This window comes from Maribacter flavus, from assembly GCF_008386635.1.
Taxonomy (GTDB): domain Bacteria; phylum Bacteroidota; class Bacteroidia; order Flavobacteriales; family Flavobacteriaceae; genus Maribacter; species Maribacter flavus.
In genome coordinates this window covers 293,875-317,528 of the sequence record NZ_VUOE01000003.1, presented here as the reverse complement: position 1 = coordinate 317,528, position 23,654 = coordinate 293,875, and the positions used below count along the sequence as shown (strand labels likewise).

The following is a 23,654-nucleotide window of genomic DNA, read 5'->3' as shown; positions in this document are numbered from 1 at the left end:
GTTTACCGATTATGATTACCAATAAATAAACAGCCCATATATTGTAGATTCCCCAATCATTTGCCACTTTTGTCAAAAAGTATTTGACATGCCTAAAATTTCCCAAAAAGGGCTTGCGATGCCGCAATCCCCCATTAGAAAATTGGTCCCCTTTGCGGAAAATGCCAAGAAAAAAGGTGCCAACGTAATCCACCTAAACATAGGGCAACCGGATATCAAAACGCCACAAATAGCCTTGGATGCCGTAAAAAATAACCAACTGAATGTTTTGGAATATAGCCGAACCGAAGGCTCAGAAGCTTACAGGGAAAAAGTGGCGGCCTATTACCAAAAAAATAAAATATCGGTCACTGCCGATGATATCATCGTTACCACAGGGGGCTCCGAAGCGCTCGCCTTTGCCATGGGCAGCATTGCCGATGCCGATGACGAAATCATAATCCCCGAACCATTTTACGCCAATTATAACGGTTTTGCCACGGCAAGTGGCGTGAAGGTCGTTCCCGTAGTATCCAAATTGGAAAACAATTTCGCGCTACCTCCCATTGAGGATTTTGAGAAATTGATTACCCCAAGAACAAAGGCCATCCTCATCTGTAATCCGGGGAATCCTACGGGATATCTTTACAGCGAGGAGGAAATTAGGAAACTGGCCAAAATCGTTCTCAAACATGATTTATTCCTTATTGCCGACGAGGTGTACAGGGAATTTGTATATGATGACAAGGACCATTATTCAATTTTGCAGGAACCTTCTTTGGAGCAGCACGGAATTATCGTGGATTCCGTTTCCAAGAGATACAGTATGTGCGGGGCCAGAATAGGTTTTTTGGTTTCCAAGAACAAGGAAGTGATTTCAACGGCCATAAAATTCGCGCAGGCGCGACTTTCCCCGCCGACCTATGCGCAAATAGCTAGTGAGGCAGCCCTGGAAACCCCTCAAAATTATTTTGACGAAGTTAAGACCGAGTATGTTGCCCGTAGAAATCTATTGATTTCCGAACTTGAAAAATTGGACGGAGTAAAAGTGGCCAAACCACAGGGCGCTTTCTATTGCATTGCGGAATTGCCCATTGAGGACGCGGATGATTTCGCACAATGGTTATTGGAGGACTTTAGGGTAAACAACGAAACCGTCATGGTTGCCCCGGCAGCAGGCTTTTATGCCACGGAAGGACTGGGCAGAAACCAAATTAGGATAGCCTATGTACTGGACCAGGCCTCCCTAAAAAGGGCGGTTCATATCTTGGGCGAGGCCCTTAAAACCTATATCGGTTAGGGAAACCTTCTTTGAAGAATCATTATTGCCATCCGCACATTGGTAATAAGGATGTGTTCAATAAGCCAATTGCTGACCTAAATTACAAAGCATGCAAATACACGAAAATTATTCCCTAAAGGACTACAATACCTTTGGCCTCGATGCCAAGGCGAGGTTCTTTGTAGCAATAAATTCGGTAGCGGAACTTCAGCGGATTTTGGCCGACAATTCCTATCCAAACAAGTTTATTTTGGGCGGAGGCAGCAATATGTTGATAACCCAGGATATCAATGCCTTGGTCATCCATATCAACATAAAGGGCATTTTTATCGAAAATGAAGATGATTCCCGTGTTGAACTTAAAGTGATGGCCGGTGAAAACTGGCATGAAATGGTTTTATGGACCTTGGAACGGGATTTTGGTGGGCTGGAAAATATGTCGTTGATCCCCGGAAATACGGGAACCGCGCCCGTACAGAACATAGGTGCCTACGGGGTTGAATTAAAGGATGTTTTTGTGGGGTGCGAAGCCATACGAAGGGCCGATCAAGAATTGGTATATTTTTCAAAAGAAGACTGTCGGTTTGAGTATAGGGATTCATTTTTCAAAAATGAGGGCAAGGATAAATATGTAATTACTTCGGTAACACTAAGGCTTACCAAAAAGAACCATGCTATAAATACCAGTTACGGTGCCATAAACGAAGAATTGGAAAGAAACCATTGTAAATCACCTACCATAAAGGACGTCTCCAACGCGGTTATAACTATTAGAAACAGTAAATTACCAAATCCCAAGGAACTGGGTAATAGCGGAAGTTTTTTTAAGAACCCCGTAATATCCAAAGAAGTGTTTGAGGAGTTCATCGCTAAATACCCGGAGGCTCCCTTTTATAAAGTTTCGGAAGAAGCCTATAAGATTCCGGCTGGATGGCTGATTGAACAAAGTGGTTTCAAGGGGAAACGTTTTGGGGATGCGGGAGTGCACGTGAAACAGGCCTTGGTTTTGGTAAATTATGGAAGCGCGACCGGAAACGATATATTAAATTTGGCCCATATGATTATTGAGGAAGTACGAATTAAATTCGGTATTACCATTGAGCCCGAAGTCAATCTCATAAAATAACCCCTGAAATAAAATCCCAGGGGTTATACCAAACCAAACTAACCAAAAACTAAGTGGCAGTTACCAGCTGCTCACTTATAAGATAATATTTTAGATAACGCCGCTTTAGCAATCAATTTTATAAATTAGCGTTTATGGATATACGGACGAACAACCTACCTTGGATCTTGCACCCAAAAAAAAATTAAGCATCCCCGCTAGGCTATGAGCATACTACTTGAAAAACATATTGTTGAGCTATTGCAGGAGCGGAATGACAAGGCCATTTCCCTATTGTACGACAATTACGGGGACACACTTTTGGGGGTTGCCAACAAGGTACTTAGAAACGAGGAGTTGGCCCAGGATGTCTTACAGGAAAGCTTCGTTAAAATTTGGAAAAAAGCCGATTCCTACGACCCCACCAAAGCAAAACTTTTTACTTGGCTGTTCAGGATAACCAGAAATACCGCCATTGATAAATTAAGAAGTTTAAATACAAAAACCGATAAGGAAATCCAAATAGACGTTTCAGACGTATATAATTTAGGAATTGAAAGTACAAGACCTGAATTCATGGATGTTCAAGAACATCTGGACAAGATCGAGGAAAAGTATCAAATCGTCCTGGACGCTTTGTTTTTTCAGGGAATGACCCAACAAGAGGCCAGTGAAGAATTGGGGATTCCCCTTGGAACGATTAAATCCAGGTTAAAAATCGGATTGCGCGAATTGAGGAAAGTTTATGGCCCTGCAGTGCTTTTGCTTCTCATAAATATGATATAGTTATGAAGGATAAAATTAAAAAGTTCTTGGAAACGGATTTACTGGAAAACTATCTTCTTGGGACTACCACAGATTTGGAGGCTTCAAAGGTAGAGCAGTACATTGCCATGTATCCTGAGGTAAGGGAAGCTTACAATGAACTACAGGAAAGTTTGGAGATTTTTGCAAAGCTCCATGCCATCAAATCCCCGGAAGGATTGAAGGAAAAAATTACCGCCCGCATAAAATCAGAACGGGTGGGAAGGAAAAAATTCTTCAGGTTTGCGATCGCGGCCAGTATCGTGGCAATAATCTTCGCGGGATCTTCCTTTTTCTTCTGGGACCAAAACCAGAATTTACAGGAAGAAAATTCCATGGTAAGCAACAAGATAAAATTGTTGGAAGCGGATATGAAACAACAATTGGAAGATGTTCGAAACCAATTCATTGTACTAAACAATCCAAGTACAAGAAAATTCAATGTTAACGGAAACAAAAAAGCGAAGGAACTGAAGGCGGTCGCATATATAAATCCTGTTAAAAAATTGTCCTATATCAATGTAAGCAACCTCCCTAATTTACCGGAAAACCAGTGTTTCCAAATGTGGGCCGAGGTGAATGGCGAAATGTTGAACCTGGGCATTATTGAAGAGGCAGGAGATAGTCAGAAATTATTGGCACTTCCATATGCTGAAAATGCGATGGGCTACATCACCATTGAGCCCAAGGGTGGCAATGAAATCCCTACGGTGGACAATATTGTGGCGAACATCGCATACTGATGTGCCCATATTATAAAGTAGTCTTAAAGCCCCAAATTGGGGCTTTATTTTTTTACCTTTGTAACGGATTAAAAAATCAGGATCCTGTACTATTGGAATCCAAGGGTTCTTCAGTTAGAAATCAGGACCTATAATAAAAGCACATATATGAAACTTATACTCCTTACCGTTGGACTTTTAGCATTGGCTATCTCTGGCATAGCCATAAAAATATGGGCCAAGAAGGACGGGAAGTTCGCCGGAACGTGCGCTAGCCAAAGTCCCTATTTAAACAAGGATGGCCAAGCATGTGGCATGTGCGGTAAACTTCCAGAGGAACAGGATTGCAAAAAGGAGGCCGTGACCTCCTAGGTACCCATTAAATTTTTACCATCATATTGACAGAGGACGTTCATGACATTATCATCAAGGCCAAAGAAGGTAATCAGATAGCATTCAGTAGATTACTGGATAGGTTTTGGAATGAGGTCTATGGTTTTCAGCTAAAACGCACCGAAAACGAAAATGACGCCGAGGATATCACCATACAGACATTTTCCAAGGCCTTTGACAAAATTAATACGTACGACCCTCGATTCTCATTTAAAACTTGGCTGATAACTATATCAAAGAACATTCATATTGATTTGGTCAGGAAGCGGAAGAAAAGTCTTCTGGATTCGCAACGAAACGATGATGCCATAAAAGGAGTACATGACGATGCGCTTTCCATGGAGGACCAACTCATCCAAGAACAGAATTTGGCCGATTTGCTTCGGGATATCAAAAGCTTGAAACCCCATTATCAGGAGGTTATCAACCTTCGCTATTTCAATGAACTTAGTTATGCCGATATCGCAGAGAAGCTGAACGAACCCATCAACAATATCAAGGTGAAAATTCTTCGAGCCAAAAAGCTACTGGCCGAAATCATACGCAACAGAAGATAGTTCCGTTTATCCCGAAATATATATATATATATATATATATTAGGAGCGCGTCGTGAAGATAAAAAGCATAAATAATGTGGTTTGGAAATTTTGGCATAGCACCGCTATGGTAATATTGAAAATACAGCGTAACGTTTTATTTTGAGGCGATTTTTAACGGTAACAGCTTTTCCAGTGCATAATCCGGGATTATTGGCATATGGGCCATTCAGTAAGAATATGGCACACCCCTTTCAAGATTGAACTTTAGACTATTTACTTCGTATATTTGTAAAAAAAATTGGCATGTCCGAAGCAGTTAAAGAAAATGTAGCTCCTCCCAAAGGAAAACCAAAGTGGTTAAGGGTTAAACTTCCTACCGGAAAGAAATATACCCAGCTTAGAGGTTTGGTGGACAAATATGATTTGCACACCATTTGCACATCCGGTAGTTGCCCAAATATGGGCGAATGCTGGGGCGAGGGTACAGCGACCTTTATGATCCTTGGTAATATTTGTACACGGTCCTGCGGCTTTTGCGGTGTTAAAACAGGACGTCCGGAAAATGTAGATTGGGCAGAGCCGGAAAAAGTAGCACGTTCCATTAAGATCATGGGTATAAAACATGCCGTTATCACATCCGTGGACAGGGACGACCTCAAAGATATGGGTTCGATTATTTGGGCGGAAACCGTTAAAGCCATTCGAAGAATGAATCCCCAAACAACCTTAGAAACATTGATCCCCGATTTTCAGGGAATTGAAAAACATTTGGACCGAATTATATCAGTTTCCCCCGAGGTTGTTTCGCATAATATGGAAACGGTAAAGCGGTTGACACGCGAGGTTAGGATACAGGCAAAATACGAGCGTAGTTTGGAAGTCTTACGATATTTGCGTGCAAATGGTGTGAACAGGACAAAGTCTGGCATCATGTTAGGGCTTGGAGAATTGGAAGAAGAGGTCATCCAGACGATGCGCGATCTAAGGGATGCCAATGTAGATGTGGTGACTATTGGACAGTATTTACAGCCTTCCAAAAAACACCTTCCGGTAAAGGAATTCATTACCCCGGACCAATTCAAAAAATACGAGGAAATTGGACTGAAAATGGGTTTTAGACATGTAGAGAGTGGGGCTTTGGTTCGTTCTTCCTACAAGGCGCATAAACATATTCATTAATAGCACATTCTTGGAGACGTTGAGACCTGTAAAGATTTCTGTTTAATTGCGGTAACAATGAAAAAAATCAGAATAGGAATCAATGGTTTCGGGAGAATTGGCCGAACATTTCTCAGACTCGTTCAAAACTATCCAGACCTACAGGTCGTTGCCATAAACGACCTTGCGAACGCGGAAACGCTCGCCCATTTACTCAAATACGACAGTATTCACGGTGTATTTAAAGGCAAAGTCACTTTTGAAGAAAATACCTTGATTGTCAATGGTACCAAAATAGCCTTAACGAACAAATTACACCCAAAGGATATTGACTGGGGTTTGCTCCAAGTAGATTTGGTGGTTGAAAGTACTGGGAAATTCAAGACTAAGGAGTCTTTAGATAATCACATTAAAAACGGCGCAAAAAAGGTTATTCTTTCTGTACCACCCGCAGATCAGGATATAAAGATGGTGGTCTATGGTATAAATGAATCGGTCTTGACCAAGGAAGACCAAATTATATCCAACGCATCCTGTACAACCAACAACGCGGCCCCAATGATCAAGGTCATCAATGATCTTTGCGGCATAGAGCAGGCATATATTACCACCATCCATTCCTACACATCGGACCAAAGTCTTCACGACCAGCCCCACAAGGATTTAAGGAGGGCACGGGCGGCGGGTCAATCCATCGTTCCTACGACCACAGGAGCGGCTAAAGCCTTGACCAGCATTTTTCCGGATTTGGAGGATGTAATTGGCGGTTGTGGTATACGCGTACCGGTCCCAAACGGCTCATTGACAGATATTACCTTCAATGTTAAAAGAAATACCACAATAAAGGAAATTAATGATACTTTTGAAAAAGCGTCCAAAAATGAACTAAGAAACATACTTTTTTATACGGAAGATCCCATAGTCTCCATTGATATAAACAATAGTTCTTATTCTTGTACGTTTGATTCACTAATGACCTCCGTTATTGGAAAAATGGTCAAAATTATTGGTTGGTATGATAATGAAACAGGGTACAGTAGTAGAATTATCGACCTCATACACTTAATGGTAACTAAAAAGTACATTTGAGAAAGACATACTTTCATAAAAAACTTTTAAAGCTACTACCACTTTTTGCTTTCTTAATAGTGGGATTATCCCTCCATTCCCAAGATTCGGTTCCCGTAAGGGATATGGATCCTTATTTTGACGAGGCGCGAAGACTGAGGAATCAGAACAAAATTGATCTGGCCCTTGAAACATTGGACAGAGCAGCGGAAGAAGCCGAAAAGGACGAGGATATAAAAGGGCTGATTGATTGTTACCATGAGCTTGCAATTCTCTACCTAAAGTTGGATAGGGAAAAAGATACTCAATTTTATTGGGACCGAACCAGTGTACTACTTGCCGATATTGCTTACCCTTATGGTGATGCCATTCACAAATATATTGAAGCGATCTTACTTTTTAGGGCGGATCAAAGCTATCAGGCACTGTTTATGTTGAACGAGGCAAAACAACTCAATAACGACAGAAATTTCTTCAACAATATTTTACTGACCGAAGCATTGATCTACCTGAGATTGGAAAAATATGAGAGTGCCGCAAAAAACTTGAATTCATTGGTGGTAAACTCTGATATTTATGAAAAGGACTACCTGTCTACACGTGGTTATTTAGGACTGGCAGAGTTACATTATAAAACCGAAAATTTTGAGGAGAGTGCCAAAAATGGTGAAGAGGCCCTGGCCCTTGCCAATACCAATGGTTTCTTTTCCGAAATTAGACAGTCTAATGCCATGCTGGCAAAAGTCTATGGAAAGTTGGGTGCTTATGAAAAGGCGTTATCGAATAGCACAAACTTACTGGACATTCAAGATTCGTTGTTCACAATAGAAAAAGTTCGTGTCGAGGCAAAAACAGCGGATAAAATTAGGGACGATTACAAAACCGAAGAAATAGCGCGACAACAAAATACCATACAGGAATTGAAGGAATCCCAAAACCGTTCTGAGCTAACGGCTATTTTAACCTCTGCATTTCTTATTATAATCTCTTTATTGGCGGTTTCCCTCTATAGAAACAATCAGATCAAATTAAAGACGAACGACCTTTTGCAGACAAAAAATAGGGAACTACAAGTAGCCAGGGATGGGGCCGTACAGGCCATGGAGGCCAAAACCAACTTTCTATCAACGGTTAGCCATGAATTGCGCACACCGTTGTACGCTGTAACTGGGCTTACCCATCTATTATTGGAAGAGAACCCCGCCGAACATCAAAAAGAGCACTTAAAGGCCTTGAAGTTTTCCGGGGATTATCTCTTGAACTTTATCAATGACATTCTTCACATCAATAAAATCGATGCCAATAAACTGGAGCCCTTACACATGGAGTTCAATCTGAAAAAGGTCATCAATGAAGTGATGGATTCCCTGCAACAGAGTGCCAAGGAAAACAAGACAAAATTGATTTTGGATTATGATAGTGAGATTCCAAATCATTTGATGAGCGACCCACTGAAGCTTTCCCAGGTGTTTATGAACCTTATTGGCAATGCCATAAAATTTACCCGTGGGGGTATTGTGGAGGTCATCTGTAAACTCAAGGAGAAAAATGGGGAGGATGTCACCCTTTATTTTGAAGTAAAGGACAACGGAATTGGTATTTCCAAAGAAAAACAGCAAAGTATTTTTGATGGCTTTGAGCAAGGATCCATTCAGATAAATAGGGAATACGGTGGTACCGGATTGGGACTTACCATTGTAAAAAGTCTTTTGGGTCTTTTTGAGAGTAAGATTGAGCTGCGGAGCAATTTGGGCGAAGGAAGTTCCTTCAGTTTTGAAATCGATATGAAAAGTAAGGAAGAGCTGGAGGATGAGATCGCTTTTGAAATTACCAAAGGCGAATATGATTTCAAGGGACTTCACATCTTGGTGGTGGAGGATAACAAGATCAATCAGGTGATTACCAAGAAAATGCTCAATAAAAAGGAGATCAGCTGCGATATTGCAGGTAGCGGGGAAGAGGCCGTTGCACTCGCCAAGGATAATGAGTATGATGCCATATTAATGGATATTCACATGCCGGGCATTAGTGGGGAAGAGGCGACCATTCAAATTCGAAAATTCAACCAAACCACCCCCATCATTGCACTTACGGCCATCTCTCTGGACGATAGCGTGGAGAGCTTTTACGCCGCTGGGTGTAACGATGTGGTAACAAAGCCCTTTAAGCCAGAAATATTCTATCAGAAAATAGGGGAAAACATCTTTGATAAAAAGGTTAGGACCTCTCTTTCATAAGTTTGGTAAGGGCATCATAGATAATATGCTGACCGTCGCCCATAAACCGATGCATTACAGGCAGATAATACAGGTTCGATACGTGATTTCGCAATCGAACAAAATCCTTTTCCGTAGTAATGACCAACCGTTTCCGGTTCAGCAAATCGATTTCCTTTTGGGTGAAAAAATGATGATCCTTGAACGCCAAATGCTCAAAGGTGAGACCCTTGGATTTTAAATAACCTACCAAGGGTGCAGGATTGGCAATCCCTGTCACCAAGGTAATTTCCTTTCCGTGCAGGGCCTCAACTTCCATCTTTTCCGATGGTCCGTGAAAGGCATCGTCATAATCCAAAAAACTAAAAAGAACGACCTGATGTTTATGTGGTTTTAGCTTTTCCAAAATTGTACCTTGCTCGGTCTTTGTTATTTTCGAAGGACACTTAGTAACAACAATAATATCCGCACGTTGGGCCGCTTTTTTGCTATCCCTCAAATTACCCGTTGGCAGATACCAATCATCCGTATACAAATCTCCATACGGCGTCAGTAAAAAGGAAAAATGGGGCTTGACCTTCCTATGTTGAAACGCGTCATCAAGGATAATCATTTGAGGTTTTACGGCATCGGACAATAACCGGATTCCCTCCCTCCTATCGGCATCAACGGCAAGGGCTACATCGGGGAATTTTTGATGTATCTGAAAAGGTTCATCGCCAAGTGCCTCCACGGTGGTTTGTTCATCGGCCAATAAAAATCCATCCGATTTGCGCTTGTAACCCCTACTCAGTACGGCCAATTTATAATGAGGTTTCAATAGTACGATAAGGAATTCCGTCATTGGGGTCTTCCCTGTTCCGCCAACGCTTAAATTCCCTATGCAAACAATGGGGACATCAAATTTTTGGGATGAGAAAACACCTTTATCGAACAGGAAGTTCCGCAAATGGACCACAAGGGCATAGATCAACGAAAATGGGAACAGAAGTTTTCTCAAGAGTTGCATTAGAACGAAATTATAATATTTTATCTTTGAAAACCTTATAATTCATTGAAAATGACGGTTAGATCGGTTGCCCAAATTCTGGAAGAACTTGCTCCTTTGGATCACTCGGAGGATTTTGATAACGTCGGTCTTTTGGTAGGCGACAGTTCCATGGAGGTAAGCGGAATTTTGGTGACCTTGGATACCTTGGAAATTGTAGTGGACGAGGCAATTGCCAAGGATTGTAACCTCATTGTTAGTTTTCACCCCATTATTTTTGGGGGATTAAAAAAGATAACCGGTAAAAACTATGTGGAGCGCACCGTATTAAAGGCGATTCGGAACAACATCGCGATTTATGCCATCCACACGGCCCTGGATAATTCCTTTAACGGGGTCAATGCCAAAATATGTGAGGTCTTGGGCCTTATCAATAATGAGATACTGATACCCAAAAAGGATACGATCCGTAAACTCACCACCTATGTTCCAGTGGCCGAAGCAGAGAAGCTCAAGAAAAAACTTTTTGAAGCGGGTGCCGGAAATATCGGCAATTACAGCCATTGTAGTTTTACGCTTAAAGGAACAGGAAGTTATAAAGCGGGCGAAAACAGTAATCCAACGATAGGAGAAATTGGAAAGACGCATTTTGAAAGGGAAACAATGGTCCATGTGACCTACCTAAAGTCCTCTGAAAGAAATGTTTTGGATGCTTTGATGACAAACCACCCGTATGAGGAAGTGGCCTATGAAGTATATTCCTTGGAGAACCGAAACCAGCAGATAGGTATGGGAATGATCGGTGAACTTGAGGAAGCCATGCCGGAAACATCCTTTTTGAAACACCTTAAGAAGACGATGAAGGCCCAAGTGGTAAGACATTCCAATTTGAGGGATTCACCGGTAAAAAAAGTGGCGGTTTTAGGGGGAAGCGGGGCATTTGCCATTGGAGCCGCAAAAGCCGCGGGAGCCGACGTTTTCGTTACGGCCGACGTTAAATACCATCAGTTTTACGAAGCCGAAAATAAAATGGTCATTGCGGACATTGGACACTTTGAAACTGAGCAGTTTACAAAAAACCTTTTAGTTGATTATCTTACGAAAAAAATTCCTAATTTTGCAATCCGTTTATCGGAAAGTATAACAAATCCTATCAAGTATTTTTAAATATGGCAAAAAAAGAAGAATCGTCTGTAGAAGCAAAGTTAAGGGCGTTGTATGACCTTCAATTGATTGATTCCAGAGTAGATGAAATAAGAAATGTACGTGGAGAACTACCCTTGGAAGTAGAAGATTTGGAGGACGATGTGCTTGGCCTAAAAACAAGACTGGATAAGCTTAAGACGGATTTGGAAACCATCAATTATGAAATTGGGGCCAAGAAAAACATTATTGAGGAGGCAAAAGCCTTGATAAAAAAATACAATGAGCAGCAAAAGAATGTAAGGAACAGCCGCGAATTCAACTCCATAAGCAAGGAATTGGAATTTCAGGAGTTGGAAATCCAGCTTGCTGAGAAAAACATCAAGGAATTCAAGGCACAGATTGAGCAGAAGAAAGAAGTGATTGCCGATACCAAAGAGAAGTTGGCAGAGCGTGAAGCGCACTTAAAGCATAAAAAAGGCGAATTGGACGCTATTTTGGCAGAGACCGAAAAAGAGGAGAAAGCGCTTTTGGAAGAATCCTTGAAATATCAGGATTTGATTGAGGAACGTTTGGTAAAAGCCTACGCCCGTATAAGGGGCAATGTTAAGAACGGATTGGCCGTGGTACCTATTGAAAGGGGCGCTTCCGGTGGTTCTTTCTTCACCATTCCTCCACAGGTTCAAGTGGAAATCGCTTCCAGAAAAAAGATTATAACAGATGAGCACAGTGGTCGGATTTTGGTAGACCCTGCCTTGGCAGACGAGGAACAGGAAAAGATGCAAAAACTCTTCGCTAAATTATAACAGCGTTATAGTCACAAAAGTTTTGAAAGCCGTCCCAAAAAGGACGGTTTTTTTGTATCTTCCTGTAGATGAAAATTTTAGCAGCCATAATTACACTACTTATGTCCATAAACACGGTATACACCCAAAACCTTTCCGATTATCAATGGAATAATAGGGTGTTAATCCTTTCCGATGCCACTGAGGAGGAAACCCTATCCAACATCGCATTTAAAAAAGTGACTCACCAAATGGAAGCTTGCGATGAAAGGGATGTGATCGTCCTCTTTCTTAGAAACAATGAATTGACAACTCCAGATGGCCAAAAAATGAGCTACAAAATCAGCCTTCCTACTGAATTCAATGGCTACCTGCTGATCGGCAAGGATGGAGGCATCAAAATGAAAGAAGATTATCCCCTTGATTTGGAAAAGGTCTTTGACCGTATCGATGGTATGCCTATGCGAAGGGCAGAAATTCGTAATAAGGACTATTGAGAAGAATCCTTTAGGGCTTCCAATATTTTGTCCTCGACTTCCTGGCTATCCCAAATCGTCTCAATATTGGACATTGCCATGATATCTTTCATGATTTTTTCCTGAAAATCACCTTCGGCCAAGGCCTCTGCATAGGGCCTGTCCGAAAAGGTCACCCTGCTATACGCTGGTATCCATTTCTCTGGATGCTTTTCAGCGAAACGCTTTTCGATTTTCTTCTGCAGCAAAAATAGCGGATCGGCCGTCCTACTGCTCATTTCCTTAAAATTTCGGTAACTCAATTCTGCAATGGCATCGGCGTTGGGCTTTCGCATTTCCTGATAGTTCCTGAAAATGGTCTCCCAATCGTCCCCGTGTGTACGTATGAGTTCGTTTAACACGTAAATATCCTCAAACCCGGCGTTCATGCCCTGTCCATAAAAAGGCACAATGGCATGGGCAGAATCGCCTACAAGCGCCACCTTGTCCCAATAGGTCCATGGAAAGCACTTCATGGTTACCATGGCACTGGTAGGGTTCTTGAAAAAATCATGGGTCAAATTTTCAATATCCTTACGTACATTGGGAAAATAGGTGCTGAAAAATTGAATGGCATCTTCCTTCGTTTTTATGCTTTCAAAGGAAACTTCCCCCTCAAATGGCATGAACAAGGTACAGGTAAAACTACCGTCCAAATTGGGCATGGCAATGAACATAAACTGACCCCTGGGCCAAATATGGAAGGAGTTCTTGTCCAGTTTATGCGAACCATCCTCATTGGGCGGTATCGTTAACTCCTTATAGCCAACATCGATAAAATCCTGGGAATAATCAAACCGACTCCGTCTCTGCATTTTGTGACGTACCCGGGAAAAAGCCCCATCACAGCCAAATACCAAATCAAAATCATAGGCCTTCCATGCGCCTTTTTCCGTTTCTCCGGTAAACACTTGGGCATTGGGCAAATCCACGTCCCAGACCTTTTCCTCAAACCTGAACTCCACGCCGGCCTGCTCTGCCAAGTCGATCATTTTTTTGTTGAGCACGCCTCTGGAAATGGACCAAATCGCTTCCCCTTCCTTCCCATACTTTTGGAAGTATTCAGGTTTACCTATAACATGCATGGCCCTTTTATCCAAGGGTATCCCTATTTTACGTATTTCATCTTCTATCCCCACTTCCCTTAGGGCCTTCCAACCCCTATTGCTCATGGCAAGATTAATGGACCTACCGGAGAATTCCACCTCACGAATATCGGGCCTTCTGTCAAAAACGGTAATCGTATGCCCATACTTTTTAAGATAAATAGCTAATAAAGAGCCTACTAGCCCTGATCCTATGATGGCAATATTCTTTTTAGTCTGGGTCATAAATGGTATGCTTGGTCTATTTTAACGGTATTCGGGAAGGTAAAATAGAAATTAATTTAGGTTTTAGTTTAATATTAACTGTTTTTGTTTAGCCAATATTTAATTTTATTAAACACAAATAAAGAAGGAATGCATTTTAATCTTTCGGATTTAAAAAACCTCCCCAATAGATTTAGGGCAAATTTAATCAATAGTTCCACAGGGTACAGACCTAGCAACCTTTTAGGCACAAAATCGCCAGAGGGCGTTACAAATCTGGCCATATTCAATTCCATTTCGCACATTGGGAGCGACCCTGCCCTGCTTGGTTTTATCCTAAGACCGTTTACGGTACGGAGGGATACCTATAGTAACATGAAGGCGACGGGCGTTTTTACAGTAAACCATGTAAACGGGTCCATATTGGAGCAAAGCCATCAAACCTCGGCGAAATATGGGGATAACGAGTCGGAATTCGAAAAAACTGGCTTGACTGAGGAATACCTCGACGGATTTCAGGCACCGTATGTAAAGGAAAGCCATATTAAACTGGGCTGTTCCTACGTAAATGAATACACAATCGCTGAAAACGGCTGCGTCCTGATTATTGGGGCCATAGAACATATATACCTTCCGGATGAAGCCCTGTTCGAGGATGGCAGCATCAATCTAGAATTTGCGGAAAGTATCGCCAATATTGGTCTGGATGGCTATGCCCTTCCAAAACTCCTGAAAAGATTCGCTTATGCGCGGCCAAATGAGGCAATAAAAGAAAAATAGATGGCCCATAAAAAACAACATTTACCTTCAAAAACCTGTCCGATTTGCGGACTTCCATTTAGTTGGCGAAAAAAATGGGAAAGACATTGGGACGAGGTACGATATTGCAGTGAAAAATGTAGAAAAAACAAAAAACAATTTACATGACTAATTTAGTCTGGTTCAGGAACGATTTACGGGTACAGGACAACACCTCACTTCTAAAAGCAAGTCAGGGCGAAAAGGTAATGGGCGTTTATTGCTTTGATACCCTTTATTTTGAAAAAGGGGATTTCGGATTTAAAAAAACGGAACGGTTTCGCGCCAAATTTCTAATAGAATCCGTGCGGGAATTACGGGAAAATCTCAAAAAATTCAATATCCCGTTGTTCGTCTATGTGGGGAATTCATCGCAACACATCCCAAAACTGGCAAAAGAACATCAGATCCATAAAATATATCTCCAGAAAGAGTGGACGCGCGACGAGGTTTTTATATCGGATTCGGTAAAAAGGGAGGTGGGTGAAGCCGTACAGTTTGAGGAAACCTACGACCAGTTTCTTTTTCATATGGAGGATATTCCATACACGAAGTTTGAGGACATTCCCAAGGTTTTTACCGAATTCAGGAAAAAGTGCGAAAAATACTGTAAGGTTCGTCCTGAGGTTACCTTTGAAAGGGTTTTTCCTGAATCAAACAAATTAGAAAACCATACGAAGTTACCTTCGTTGACAGATCTGGGACTATCGGAACCGACACCGGACAATAGGTCCGCTTTTCCTTTCCAGGGAGGTGAAACGCAGGCCTTACGACGCATTGCCCATTATTTCTGGGAAACCAAAAAATTGGCCTATTACAAAAAAACCAGGAACGGCTTGGTGGGCACGGACTATAGCTCCAAACTTTCTGCATGGTTGGCAAATGGCAGTATTTCTGCCCGTTCGATTTACTGGCAAGTAAAGAAGTTTGAGAAAGAGGTCAAAAAAAACCAGGATACCTATTGGTTGGTTTTTGAGCTGATATGGCGGGATTTTTTCAAATATGTATCTCTAAAACATGGCCCCAAAATCTTTCGGCTTGAAGGAATTTTGGACAAGCAGTACGACTGGCAACTGGACCAGTCAAAACTGGACCAATGGATAGAGGGAAATACACCCGATGCCTTTGTCAATGCCAATATGAGGGAACTGGAAAAAACAGGATGGATGAGCAATAGGGGCAGACAGAATGTCGCCAGTTATTGGGCCAAGGAACTGGAGCAGGATTGGCGCTTTGGAGCCGCTTATTTTGAGAGTATGCTCATCGATTATGACGTGCACAGCAATTGGGGCAACTGGATGTATAACAGTGGTGTTGGCAACGACCCAAGGGACCGAAAATTCAACACCAAATTACAGGCAGAGCGCTATGACCCCAATGGAAAATTTCAAAAACATTGGTTACAAGGAAGTTTGTTTGACCAATAACCTATAAGACATTGTTTTCGCTCTTTGAGAATCCGTAACTACGGATTGTACAATTCGCCAAAGAAAGGAAAAAAAGCATAATAAAATATTGACATTCAGTAAATTAATAATAAAAGATGACTAAGGACAACTCTTCTCCTTCGGGGAGGTCGGGAGGGGCTACTTTGCGATTGATATTGGGCGATCAGCTCAACCAAAAACACCGTTGGTTTGATTCGGTAAATGATAATGTTACTTATCTCATGGCCGAAATGCGGCAGGAGACGGACTATGTGAAGCATCACATCCAAAAGGTAACGGCCTTCTTCTTGGCCATGCGAACCTTTAAGGAAGAACTGAGCGAAAAGGGACACCAATTCATCTACCTAAAAATTGGAGACACGGAAAATCCACAAGACCTGGCCAAGATTGTAGAAAAGTATTGCGATGCGACAAGTGCGGAACGATTTGAATACCAATTGCCGGACGAATACCGCTTGGACGTACAGTTAAAACAAATTGCGAAATCCCTGAAAATCGACACCCATGCCGTGGATACGGAGCATTTCTACACGAGTCGGTACGAACTGAAAGATTTCTTTTCGGGGAAAAAGCAATTGTTGATGGAATCCTTTTACCGGATGATGCGCAAAAAGCATGGCATCATGGTGGAAAATGGCCAACCCGATGGCGGAAAATGGAACTACGACCAGAGCAACAGAAAAAAGTGGAAGGGAACACCGGAAATTCCCCACGAACGCGGATTTAGAAAGGACGTTACCGATTTACTGAAGGAAATAGAGCAAGCCGGTGTAAAAACCTTTGGGGAAATTGATCCGGAAAAGTTCAATTGGCCCGTAAGTAGGGCGGATTGCCTTTCGGTCCTGAACTATTTTTGCAAGGAACTGTTGGTTCACTTTGGCGATTATCAAGACGCCATGCATACAGAAGAGAAATACCTTTTCCATTCCCGACTGTCCTTCGCCATGAACGCCAAAATTATAAGTCCGAAGGAAGTCATTGACAAAGTATTGGAACAGTATCATGAAAACAAAGAAAATATCGATATTTCACAGGTTGAAGGCTTTGTACGGCAAATAGTGGGATGGCGTGAATATATGCGAGGCATTTATTGGAAGGAAATGCCGGACTATGCCAAACTGAACAAACTCGAAAATCAGAACCCCCTACCCGAGTTTTTCTGGACGGGCAACACCAAAATGAACTGCTTGAAACATGCCATTGGGCAAAGCCTTACTGATGCCTATGCACACCATATTCAACGGTTGATGGTCATTGGAAATTTTGCCCTGTTGGCACAACTGCATCCGGATGAAGTGGACCAATGGTACCTTGGGGTTTACATTGATGCCATTGAATGGGTAGAAATCACCAATACCAGGGGCATGAGCCAATTTGCCGATGGGGGAATCGTGGCCACCAAACCCTACGTGAGCACTGCCAATTATATCAACAAAATGAGCGATTATTGCGGTTCCTGCCACTACAAACATACCCAAAAACAAGGGGACAATGCCTGTCCGTTCAATACCCTCTATTGGAATTTTCTGGATGCCAAAAAAGAACATTTTAAGGACAATCAACGCATGAACATGATGATGAGTTTGCTCGACAAGAAAAGTGCTTCGGAGATGGAATACATCAGAGAAAAATCAGCCGAAATCATTAAAAATCCAGATACGTTTTAACAAATAATTAAAGGTGGAAAAACATCCAATGAAGTATTTTTAAGCGTCTATTAAGGGACTATTCCGCGAGAGCGTCTATATATATCCAAGAAGCTCCTTCACAAGAAAATTGTGAAGGAGCTTTTTCTATGTAAAGGACGAATTCAACCGTGGATGTTTACAGCAATCTATTGCTCATATTGTTGGTGAAAATCCAATAAAATAGGTAGTTTATCGATAAATGACCTATTCCTCTTTACGCCATTCGTCTTTGATTAAAATCTTTTAATCGACGTTCTATCCTTCCATCGAATAATTGACCTCCTTAAACTATATTCTTAAAAAACTCAATGAATATGTAAATATTTTTGAAATAGAATTTGACCCAATTCTTACATATTAAAACCAATTAAAAAAACTTGGAAACCTTTAACCAAAAAATTCAAAGCGGTTTCCATTACCTACTAGCTATTCATGAATGTAAACTACGCCCAAACAAACTATTTTTTACCCAAACTACCATCTTTAAATTTAATAGGCCTTTTTGTTACTATTCTTTTTACAATCGGAGTTGCAAAAATCTATGGGCAAGGTATTTCATCTGGTGTAAATTTTAATTGGCAAGACACCCAAACAAACATTTGGGACCAGGCGACTCTGGAGTCGATTGATATTAATGGTGAAAACTATAACACTTTTGTGGTTCCTTCCAGTTACGAAATGACCCGGGTGGGTCCAGGTGGACATTCAGAAAATCATATTTGGTCAAACGGTGCCATGCTTATGGGCAGTAGTAATGATTATAATTGGGATTTAGAAGCCATAAATGCCTATCAATCCCTAAACCTTAATCATTATTTTGAATCGAATAGCAATGGAGTCAATTTTTGTGAAAATTATGGTGCCACAGCATCCGTGGATACCCAAATACAGACTATATCATACAACCCTGGTATTCCATCCAATCCAGATGGTGTCTTGGCAGTAACAGAACGTGGTGGCAACAATTGTCAATATCTCGAAATATATGGTATACCTGCCAATAGTTCTACTGAAGTTTTACTAGGTGCAACCTTTGTAAGAAGTCAAGGTAATTTAACAGGTATAAAACCCCAATCACCTCCGTTACCCAATTCCGATTATTGGTCCAGTGGAAGAAATAACGATAATGGTCAAATTATAGGTATTGCCCTTTTTAAGTTATCTGACTTAGCTCCAGTTGGTTCCATTATAACTTCAATAAAATATTTGGCAGCTACTACAGATAATGGAGATGGCAAGTTCTTTTTGATGCAAACCTATGCGGTTGATGATTATTTTGAAACAAACTTCAAGGAAAGTTTAAATGCCAATGTCGCCACCAATGACAACCTTCCGGATTTCTCTACATATTCTTTGCTTAACGACATGCAACCTTTATATGGTAGCGTTACTGTTGAAACCGACGGCACATTTATGTACACTCCAAATAATGACTTCAAAGGAATGGATCAATTTGAGGTTCAAGTTTGTCTTCCATACCCCAACGAGCACGTTTGTGAAACGTCGACAGTAATTATTAAGGTTAGGGAAGATAACAAACCCAATGCCCAAGATGACCATTTTTTAATAGTTCAGAACACGGCTGATATAGCATTAACCATTTTGGACAATGATACTTTTGGAGTGGACGGACCTAATGCAAACCTTGCTTTAGAGATTACCAGTTCCCCAAGTAACGGAATTTTGGCAATAGGCAATAATGGCACCCCTTTGGATAAAGCGGACGACTATTTCGTGTATACTCCTAATGCCGATTTTATAGGTTCAGACGATTTTACATATACGATTATTGATGGCAACGGAACCAGAGATACTGCCACTGTAACACTGACGGTTATAGAACTCCCTTCAAATGTTACCGTTGAAGCCTGTAAAACTACTCCCGCTGCTGATTATAATCCATCCTCAGGCACTTGTCCCATAGACACTGTTCTTACCGAGAGTATAAATGGCAATAATGACAATTGTCCTACGGAATATGTAATTACAAGAAATTGGACCATTACAGATTGTGTTGGTAATATCATAAACCATGAACAGGTGATTACGATAGTAGATACAACCGCTCCTACTTTTGTTGAACCATTACCTCAAAATGAAACGGTAACCTGTGATAAGATTCCATTTGCAGAGACCCTAACCGCTATAGATTCCTGTGAAAGTGATATCATGGTAAACTATACCGAAACCATATCAAATGATGGTAATTGCGCTATAGGATATGAAATTACAAGAATGTGGATAGCCAGTGATTGTGCAGGGAACACGGAAACCCACACCCAAACGATAACAGTAATACCTAACGGACCAATTATGGCAAGTCCCTATGAGGAACAAGTCACCATACTTTGTGGAGATGAAATACCTGAAGTACCTAATCTAACTTTTACTGGAGGTTGCGGTAATTATTCCGTAGATTTTAATGAGCAGCGAGAAAATGCTAACGATTCGGAAGATTATATGATTGTACGCTCTTGGAATGTAATAGATTCATGTGGAAACACCGCACTTTTTGAGCAGTTTATATTCGTAATGCAACCTCAACTTCAAGAAGTGACAATTGAACTTTGTATTGAGGATGAAGCAATAGACCTAGTAAATTATTTACCATCAGGTTTTGAAACTGATGGGACATTTAAAGCGATAACACAAGGAACACAGATGACTGGAAGTATTTTTGACCCTATGCAGCATCAAACACAAACATATGTCGTAGAGTATAGCTCTACATCTGGGGAGTGCAACTACTTTGTGGATTTTACTATTGCTGTGAACAATAAATGTGTGCCTTGCTCCGTAGATAATTTTACGGTCTCAAAGGCAGTAACGGCCAACGCCGATGGTTTCAATGATTTCTTCGAAATTAAAGGAACCGAATTTTGTGATAATACTTTCGAAGTGATGATTTTTAATAGATGGGGAAATAAAGTATTTGAAGCAAAAAACTATGAGAACGATTGGGGAGGAACCTCACCCGATAATTCCCTAGGCAACTCTGGATACTTACCTACCGGGACCTATTATTATATTATTAATTTAAATGGAGAACAGAGTCAACAAATCAATGGTTACATCTATTTAGGTTCGGAATAAACATTTCGTGATACACTAATTGCTTGCACCTATATTTTCATCAAACCCATTGCCAACAAACGAATAATCAAAGTAGTTAAACGGCTTTATACAAATATCAGCAAGCTACTGATTTAAATTTGCCAAACGTAAATGACCTACTTATTAGATAATGTTTTAACTCCCCGATTTATGAACGTTTACAAGAGAATTCTTGTATTGGCTGTAACAATGTGTGCCACTTCCGTTAGTGCTCAACAGCTACCACAATTTACACAATATATGTACAACACCATTTCCGTAAATCCAGCGTATGCCGGAAGCAGGGAAACTTTGAACATAACGTTGCTACATAGAAACCAATGGGCAGGCCTAGAAGGAAACCCGAGAACAAACACTTTTTCCATCCATAGCCCGTTAAGAAACGAACGTATTGGCCTAGGTCTGTCCTACATAAATGATAGATTGGGTTTTGAAAGTACCAATTACGTATATGGAGATTTTTCATATACGGTGCCCTTGACCCAAGAAGTTAAAATGTCCTTTGGACTTAAAGCGGGGTTTACAAATTACAACTTGGAGAATCCTGACAGTAATGATCCTTTTTTCAATGCCAATTTTAATAGTTGGAAACCCAATTTTGGCGCAGGTATATTCATGGGTTCAAATTTATGGTATATAGGTGTCTCCTCACCTAGAATTGCAAATACGGATTTAAATCAGGGAGAGTTTAAAGCTTTGGAAAGAAATAGTTATTATGCAATTGGAGGGGTAGTGATGGATTTGTCCTATAACTTGAAGTTTAAACCGACGGTTATAGCTAAAATTACAAATGGAGCCCCGGCGACCTATGATTTAACGGCTAACTTTTTGTTCAATGAAAAACTCTGGTTAGGAGCATCCTATCGCTTCAACGATGCCTCAAATTTTGGTGGGATGGTCGATTATCAGGTAACGCGAGATTATAGATTGGGATATGCCTACGATTTACCTACTTCAAGGGTTAAACCTTATACTGGAGGAACCCATGAGATTATTTTAATCTATGAAATGTTTAAACGTAAAGTGGGGGGTATTAAATCACCCAGATACTTTTAAACCCACTTAAATTTCAACCTTGACAATATGTGATAACTAAAAAGTCCCGATAGGAATCTATAAGGACTTTTTGCAAAGATAACATAATGTTATTCCAGAATCCCGTCCACAATACCATATTCAATGGACTCTTCGGCGTTCATCCAGTAATCCCTATCAAAGTCCCTCAATACCCTTTCATAAGACTGGCCACAGTTATCGGCCAAAATTTTTGCGCTCAATTCCTTGGTCTTGATAATTTCCCGGGCTTGGATTTCTATATTGGAAGCCTGTCCCCTAGCACCACCACTGGGCTGATGGATCATAACCTGTGCATGGGGCTGTATGAATCGTCTTCCCTTTTTTCCAACGGATAACAAAATAGAGCCCATGGAGGCCGCCAGACCGGTACATATGGTGGAAACCGGACTTTTTAAAGATTTTATGGTATCGTACATGGCAAAACCAGAAGTTACATAACCGCCAGGGCTATTGATGTACAATTGTATTTCCTTATGGTTTTGCATATCCAAATACAGTAACCTATCGATAACATGTTTGGCGGAATCGTCATCTACCTGTCCCCAAAGAAAGACTTTTCTTTCGGCCAACATTTTTTCGTCGATAGCTTCCTGTATTTTTCCCTTTTTAGAACTCATATGTATGTTTTTTAATCAAACCCAAAATTAAGGAATAAATTATGATTCCTTTTTATTTTGATTCCTGCAAAAATTCAGTCGCTCACCTCAACGGTACTGTCCACAATTTTCTTGATGGGCACTACCAATTTACCGGATTTGGTCTTTACGATCATGGAGATATTATCGATAGCCTCCACCTTACCCTCAATCTTCCCAATTTTCACTTGATCACCCACCTCATAGATTTTTCTTGAGTAAAAGGTCCGTAAAAGATCGCCCACTACTTCCCTGGCGCCAAGACCCAAAGCCAAGGCGAAGGCCAACAAAAAGGCACCGAGTACCAAAGTGAAATTACTCGTAATGATTTGGGTTTCAACGCCCGCTTGATTCAAAGCCGTAATAGAAACGAAAAATACGATCAAATAAAAAAGGGTGCCACTCACCATTTTAGATCCGCCCACGCCCATAGAATCGAATAGCTTTAGCGTGGCTTGTTTAACGACCGTGGCCAAATAAAGCCCTCCTATAAGGATCAACAGGGCACTGATAAATGTTGGCAAATAGCCTAATAACGAATAAATGGCATCGGAAATGGCATTCAATTTCAACATTTGGGCAAGTACCACCGTAAACATTAAAATGAGAAGGATCTTGGTGGCGGACAGGGTTACCTTGAGCAAATCTATTTTAAGTTGTCTGTCCCCAAATAATTTGGCATCGGCGACGCGCTGGGATAGCACATCTATCTTGGCCGCTTTAAGAACCCGTTTCAGGATGAAAAGAATGATTTTTATAATCAACCAAGCGACGATCAAGCCTATAATTCCCACTACGATTTGCGGTATCATTTCAGCGGCGGACTCCAGTAAACTACCAAAACTGTCCGACAAAGTATCTTTGAGTTCAGTAAGTGTTTTCATAGT

22 protein-coding genes are annotated in these 23,654 nt (G+C 41.1%); 18 read left to right on the top strand and 4 right to left on the bottom strand.

The window, feature by feature from the left end:
* Positions 1 to 88 precede the first annotated feature (88 nt).
* The 9 genes from F0361_RS17525 (at position 89) to F0361_RS17485 (ending at position 9,287) form a co-directional block, all read left to right on the top strand.
* Complete coding sequence (locus F0361_RS17525; protein WP_154920710.1) at positions 89 to 1,279, top strand: pyridoxal phosphate-dependent aminotransferase; 1,191 nt, start codon at positions 89 to 91, stop codon at positions 1,277 to 1,279.
* A gap of 91 nt (positions 1,280 to 1,370) precedes the next feature.
* Complete coding sequence (murB, locus tag F0361_RS17520) at positions 1,371 to 2,387, top strand: UDP-N-acetylmuramate dehydrogenase (RefSeq protein ID WP_154920709.1); 1,017 nt, start codon at positions 1,371 to 1,373, stop codon at positions 2,385 to 2,387.
* 204 nt (positions 2,388 to 2,591) lie between these two features.
* Positions 2,592 to 3,152, top strand: coding sequence for an RNA polymerase sigma factor (locus F0361_RS17515; protein ID WP_138259505.1), 561 nt, complete (start codon positions 2,592 to 2,594; stop codon positions 3,150 to 3,152).
* 2 nt (positions 3,153 to 3,154) lie between these two features.
* Positions 3,155 to 3,913, top strand: a complete 759-nt coding sequence (locus F0361_RS17510) for an anti-sigma factor domain-containing protein (RefSeq protein WP_154920708.1) — start codon at positions 3,155 to 3,157, stop codon at positions 3,911 to 3,913.
* A gap of 147 nt (positions 3,914 to 4,060) precedes the next feature.
* Positions 4,061 to 4,264 carry a membrane or secreted protein gene (locus tag F0361_RS17505; protein ID WP_138259503.1) on the top strand — a complete coding sequence of 68 codons (204 nt, stop codon included), beginning with the start codon at positions 4,061 to 4,063 and terminating at the stop codon, positions 4,262 to 4,264.
* A 26-nt stretch (positions 4,265 to 4,290) separates the two neighbouring features.
* Positions 4,291 to 4,842: an RNA polymerase sigma factor gene (locus F0361_RS17500; RefSeq protein WP_394347776.1), complete on the top strand. Its 552-nt coding sequence runs from the start codon at positions 4,291 to 4,293 to the stop codon at positions 4,840 to 4,842.
* A 285-nt stretch (positions 4,843 to 5,127) separates the two neighbouring features.
* On the top strand, positions 5,128 to 6,003 hold the full coding sequence (lipA, locus tag F0361_RS17495; protein ID WP_138259501.1) for a lipoyl synthase: 876 nt from the start codon (positions 5,128 to 5,130) through the stop codon (positions 6,001 to 6,003).
* Positions 6,004 to 6,060: 57 nt separating this feature from the next.
* A complete protein-coding gene (gap, locus tag F0361_RS17490) occupies positions 6,061 to 7,071 on the top strand; it encodes a type I glyceraldehyde-3-phosphate dehydrogenase (RefSeq protein ID WP_154920707.1) in 1,011 nt (336 codons plus the stop codon).
* Positions 7,072 to 7,130: 59 nt separating this feature from the next.
* On the top strand, positions 7,131 to 9,287 hold the full coding sequence (locus F0361_RS17485) for a hybrid sensor histidine kinase/response regulator (protein ID WP_317131748.1): 2,157 nt from the start codon (positions 7,131 to 7,133) through the stop codon (positions 9,285 to 9,287).
* Here F0361_RS17485 and lpxK read toward each other — a convergent pair.
* On the bottom strand, positions 9,268 to 10,275 hold the full coding sequence (lpxK, locus tag F0361_RS17480) for a tetraacyldisaccharide 4'-kinase (RefSeq protein ID WP_154920706.1): 1,008 nt from the start codon (positions 10,273 to 10,275) through the stop codon (positions 9,268 to 9,270). The two genes, F0361_RS17485 and lpxK, sit on opposite strands and share 20 nt — an antisense overlap.
* Positions 10,276 to 10,326: 51 nt before the next feature.
* Here lpxK and F0361_RS17475 point away from each other — a divergent pair, with 51 nt between their 5' ends.
* The 3 genes from F0361_RS17475 to F0361_RS17465 all read left to right on the top strand — a co-directional run bounded on the left by F0361_RS17475 (position 10,327) and on the right by F0361_RS17465 (position 12,679).
* The gene (locus tag F0361_RS17475; protein ID WP_154920705.1) at positions 10,327 to 11,421 is read left to right on the top strand and encodes a Nif3-like dinuclear metal center hexameric protein; all 1,095 of its coding nucleotides are present in this window, start codon (positions 10,327 to 10,329) and stop codon (positions 11,419 to 11,421) included.
* A gap of 2 nt (positions 11,422 to 11,423) precedes the next feature.
* The gene (locus F0361_RS17470; protein ID WP_138259497.1) at positions 11,424 to 12,203 is read left to right on the top strand and encodes a zinc ribbon domain-containing protein; all 780 of its coding nucleotides are present in this window, start codon (positions 11,424 to 11,426) and stop codon (positions 12,201 to 12,203) included.
* A 68-nt stretch (positions 12,204 to 12,271) separates the two neighbouring features.
* Complete coding sequence (locus F0361_RS17465; RefSeq protein WP_154920704.1) at positions 12,272 to 12,679, top strand: DUF4174 domain-containing protein; 408 nt, start codon at positions 12,272 to 12,274, stop codon at positions 12,677 to 12,679.
* Here the strand turns inward: F0361_RS17465 and F0361_RS17460 are convergent.
* On the bottom strand, positions 12,673 to 14,028 hold the full coding sequence (locus tag F0361_RS17460) for an FAD-dependent oxidoreductase (RefSeq protein ID WP_154920703.1): 1,356 nt from the start codon (positions 14,026 to 14,028) through the stop codon (positions 12,673 to 12,675). The genes F0361_RS17465 and F0361_RS17460 overlap by 7 nt on opposite strands.
* A 129-nt stretch (positions 14,029 to 14,157) precedes the next feature.
* On the opposite strand from F0361_RS17460, the gene F0361_RS17455 reads away from it, so the two are divergent.
* From F0361_RS17455 to F0361_RS17430, 6 genes are all read left to right on the top strand, one after another.
* Positions 14,158 to 14,787 carry a flavin reductase family protein gene (locus tag F0361_RS17455; protein ID WP_154920702.1) on the top strand — a complete coding sequence of 210 codons (630 nt, stop codon included), beginning with the start codon at positions 14,158 to 14,160 and terminating at the stop codon, positions 14,785 to 14,787.
* Positions 14,788 to 14,934, top strand: coding sequence for a DUF2256 domain-containing protein (locus F0361_RS17450; RefSeq protein WP_154920701.1), 147 nt, complete (start codon positions 14,788 to 14,790; stop codon positions 14,932 to 14,934).
* Positions 14,931 to 16,232: a DASH family cryptochrome gene (locus F0361_RS17445; RefSeq protein WP_154920700.1), complete on the top strand. Its 1,302-nt coding sequence runs from the start codon at positions 14,931 to 14,933 to the stop codon at positions 16,230 to 16,232. Before F0361_RS17450 ends, F0361_RS17445 begins: the two co-directional genes overlap by 4 nt.
* Before the next feature lie 116 nt (positions 16,233 to 16,348).
* Complete coding sequence (locus tag F0361_RS17440; RefSeq protein WP_154920699.1) at positions 16,349 to 17,920, top strand: cryptochrome/photolyase family protein; 1,572 nt, start codon at positions 16,349 to 16,351, stop codon at positions 17,918 to 17,920.
* A gap of 453 nt (positions 17,921 to 18,373) precedes the next feature.
* A complete protein-coding gene (locus tag F0361_RS17435; RefSeq protein WP_154920698.1) occupies positions 18,374 to 21,034 on the top strand; it encodes a T9SS type B sorting domain-containing protein in 2,661 nt (886 codons plus the stop codon).
* Positions 21,035 to 21,205: 171 nt separating this feature from the next.
* The gene (locus F0361_RS17430) at positions 21,206 to 22,111 is read left to right on the top strand and encodes a PorP/SprF family type IX secretion system membrane protein (RefSeq protein ID WP_154920697.1); all 906 of its coding nucleotides are present in this window, start codon (positions 21,206 to 21,208) and stop codon (positions 22,109 to 22,111) included.
* Positions 22,112 to 22,200: 89 nt separating this feature from the next.
* Here the strand turns inward: F0361_RS17430 and F0361_RS17425 are convergent, their stop codons facing one another.
* Together F0361_RS17425 and F0361_RS17420 are read right to left on the bottom strand one after the other, a co-directional pair.
* Positions 22,201 to 22,749: a ClpP family protease gene (locus F0361_RS17425; RefSeq protein WP_154920696.1), complete on the bottom strand. Its 549-nt coding sequence runs from the start codon at positions 22,747 to 22,749 to the stop codon at positions 22,201 to 22,203.
* Between the two features lie 74 nt (positions 22,750 to 22,823).
* Positions 22,824 to 23,651, bottom strand: coding sequence for a mechanosensitive ion channel family protein (locus tag F0361_RS17420; RefSeq protein WP_154920695.1), 828 nt, complete (start codon positions 23,649 to 23,651; stop codon positions 22,824 to 22,826).
* Positions 23,652 to 23,654: the final 3 nt, after the last annotated feature.

Excerpts from the sequence above, each read along its gene's own strand:
- F0361_RS17430 (WP_154920697.1), top strand. The coding sequence starts at position 21,206 with ATGAACGTTTACAAGAGAATTCTTGTATTGGCTGTAACAATGTGTGCC.
- F0361_RS17420 (WP_154920695.1), bottom strand. The coding sequence starts at position 23,651 with ATGAAAACACTTACTGAACTCAAAGATACTTTGTCGGACAGTTTTGGT.
- F0361_RS17525 (WP_154920710.1), top strand. The coding sequence starts at position 89 with ATGCCTAAAATTTCCCAAAAAGGGCTTGCGATGCCGCAATCCCCCATT.
- F0361_RS17475 (WP_154920705.1), top strand. The coding sequence starts at position 10,327 with ATGACGGTTAGATCGGTTGCCCAAATTCTGGAAGAACTTGCTCCTTTG.
- F0361_RS17460 (WP_154920703.1), bottom strand. The coding sequence starts at position 14,028 with ATGACCCAGACTAAAAAGAATATTGCCATCATAGGATCAGGGCTAGTA.
- F0361_RS17450 (WP_154920701.1), top strand. The coding sequence starts at position 14,788 with ATGGCCCATAAAAAACAACATTTACCTTCAAAAACCTGTCCGATTTGC.
- F0361_RS17445 (WP_154920700.1), top strand. The coding sequence starts at position 14,931 with ATGACTAATTTAGTCTGGTTCAGGAACGATTTACGGGTACAGGACAAC.
- F0361_RS17465 (WP_154920704.1), top strand. The coding sequence starts at position 12,272 with ATGAAAATTTTAGCAGCCATAATTACACTACTTATGTCCATAAACACG.
- lpxK (WP_154920706.1), bottom strand. The coding sequence starts at position 10,275 with ATGCAACTCTTGAGAAAACTTCTGTTCCCATTTTCGTTGATCTATGCC.
- lipA (WP_138259501.1), top strand. The coding sequence starts at position 5,128 with ATGTCCGAAGCAGTTAAAGAAAATGTAGCTCCTCCCAAAGGAAAACCA.
- F0361_RS17455 (WP_154920702.1), top strand. The coding sequence starts at position 14,158 with ATGCATTTTAATCTTTCGGATTTAAAAAACCTCCCCAATAGATTTAGG.
- F0361_RS17440 (WP_154920699.1), top strand. The coding sequence starts at position 16,349 with ATGACTAAGGACAACTCTTCTCCTTCGGGGAGGTCGGGAGGGGCTACT.
- gap (WP_154920707.1), top strand. The coding sequence starts at position 6,061 with ATGAAAAAAATCAGAATAGGAATCAATGGTTTCGGGAGAATTGGCCGA.
- F0361_RS17435 (WP_154920698.1), top strand. The coding sequence starts at position 18,374 with ATGAATGTAAACTACGCCCAAACAAACTATTTTTTACCCAAACTACCA.
- F0361_RS17470 (WP_138259497.1), top strand. The coding sequence starts at position 11,424 with ATGGCAAAAAAAGAAGAATCGTCTGTAGAAGCAAAGTTAAGGGCGTTG.
- F0361_RS17510 (WP_154920708.1), top strand. The coding sequence starts at position 3,155 with ATGAAGGATAAAATTAAAAAGTTCTTGGAAACGGATTTACTGGAAAAC.
- F0361_RS17515 (WP_138259505.1), top strand. The coding sequence starts at position 2,592 with ATGAGCATACTACTTGAAAAACATATTGTTGAGCTATTGCAGGAGCGG.
- F0361_RS17505 (WP_138259503.1), top strand. The coding sequence starts at position 4,061 with ATGAAACTTATACTCCTTACCGTTGGACTTTTAGCATTGGCTATCTCT.
- F0361_RS17425 (WP_154920696.1), bottom strand. The coding sequence starts at position 22,749 with ATGAGTTCTAAAAAGGGAAAAATACAGGAAGCTATCGACGAAAAAATG.
- murB (WP_154920709.1), top strand. The coding sequence starts at position 1,371 with ATGCAAATACACGAAAATTATTCCCTAAAGGACTACAATACCTTTGGC.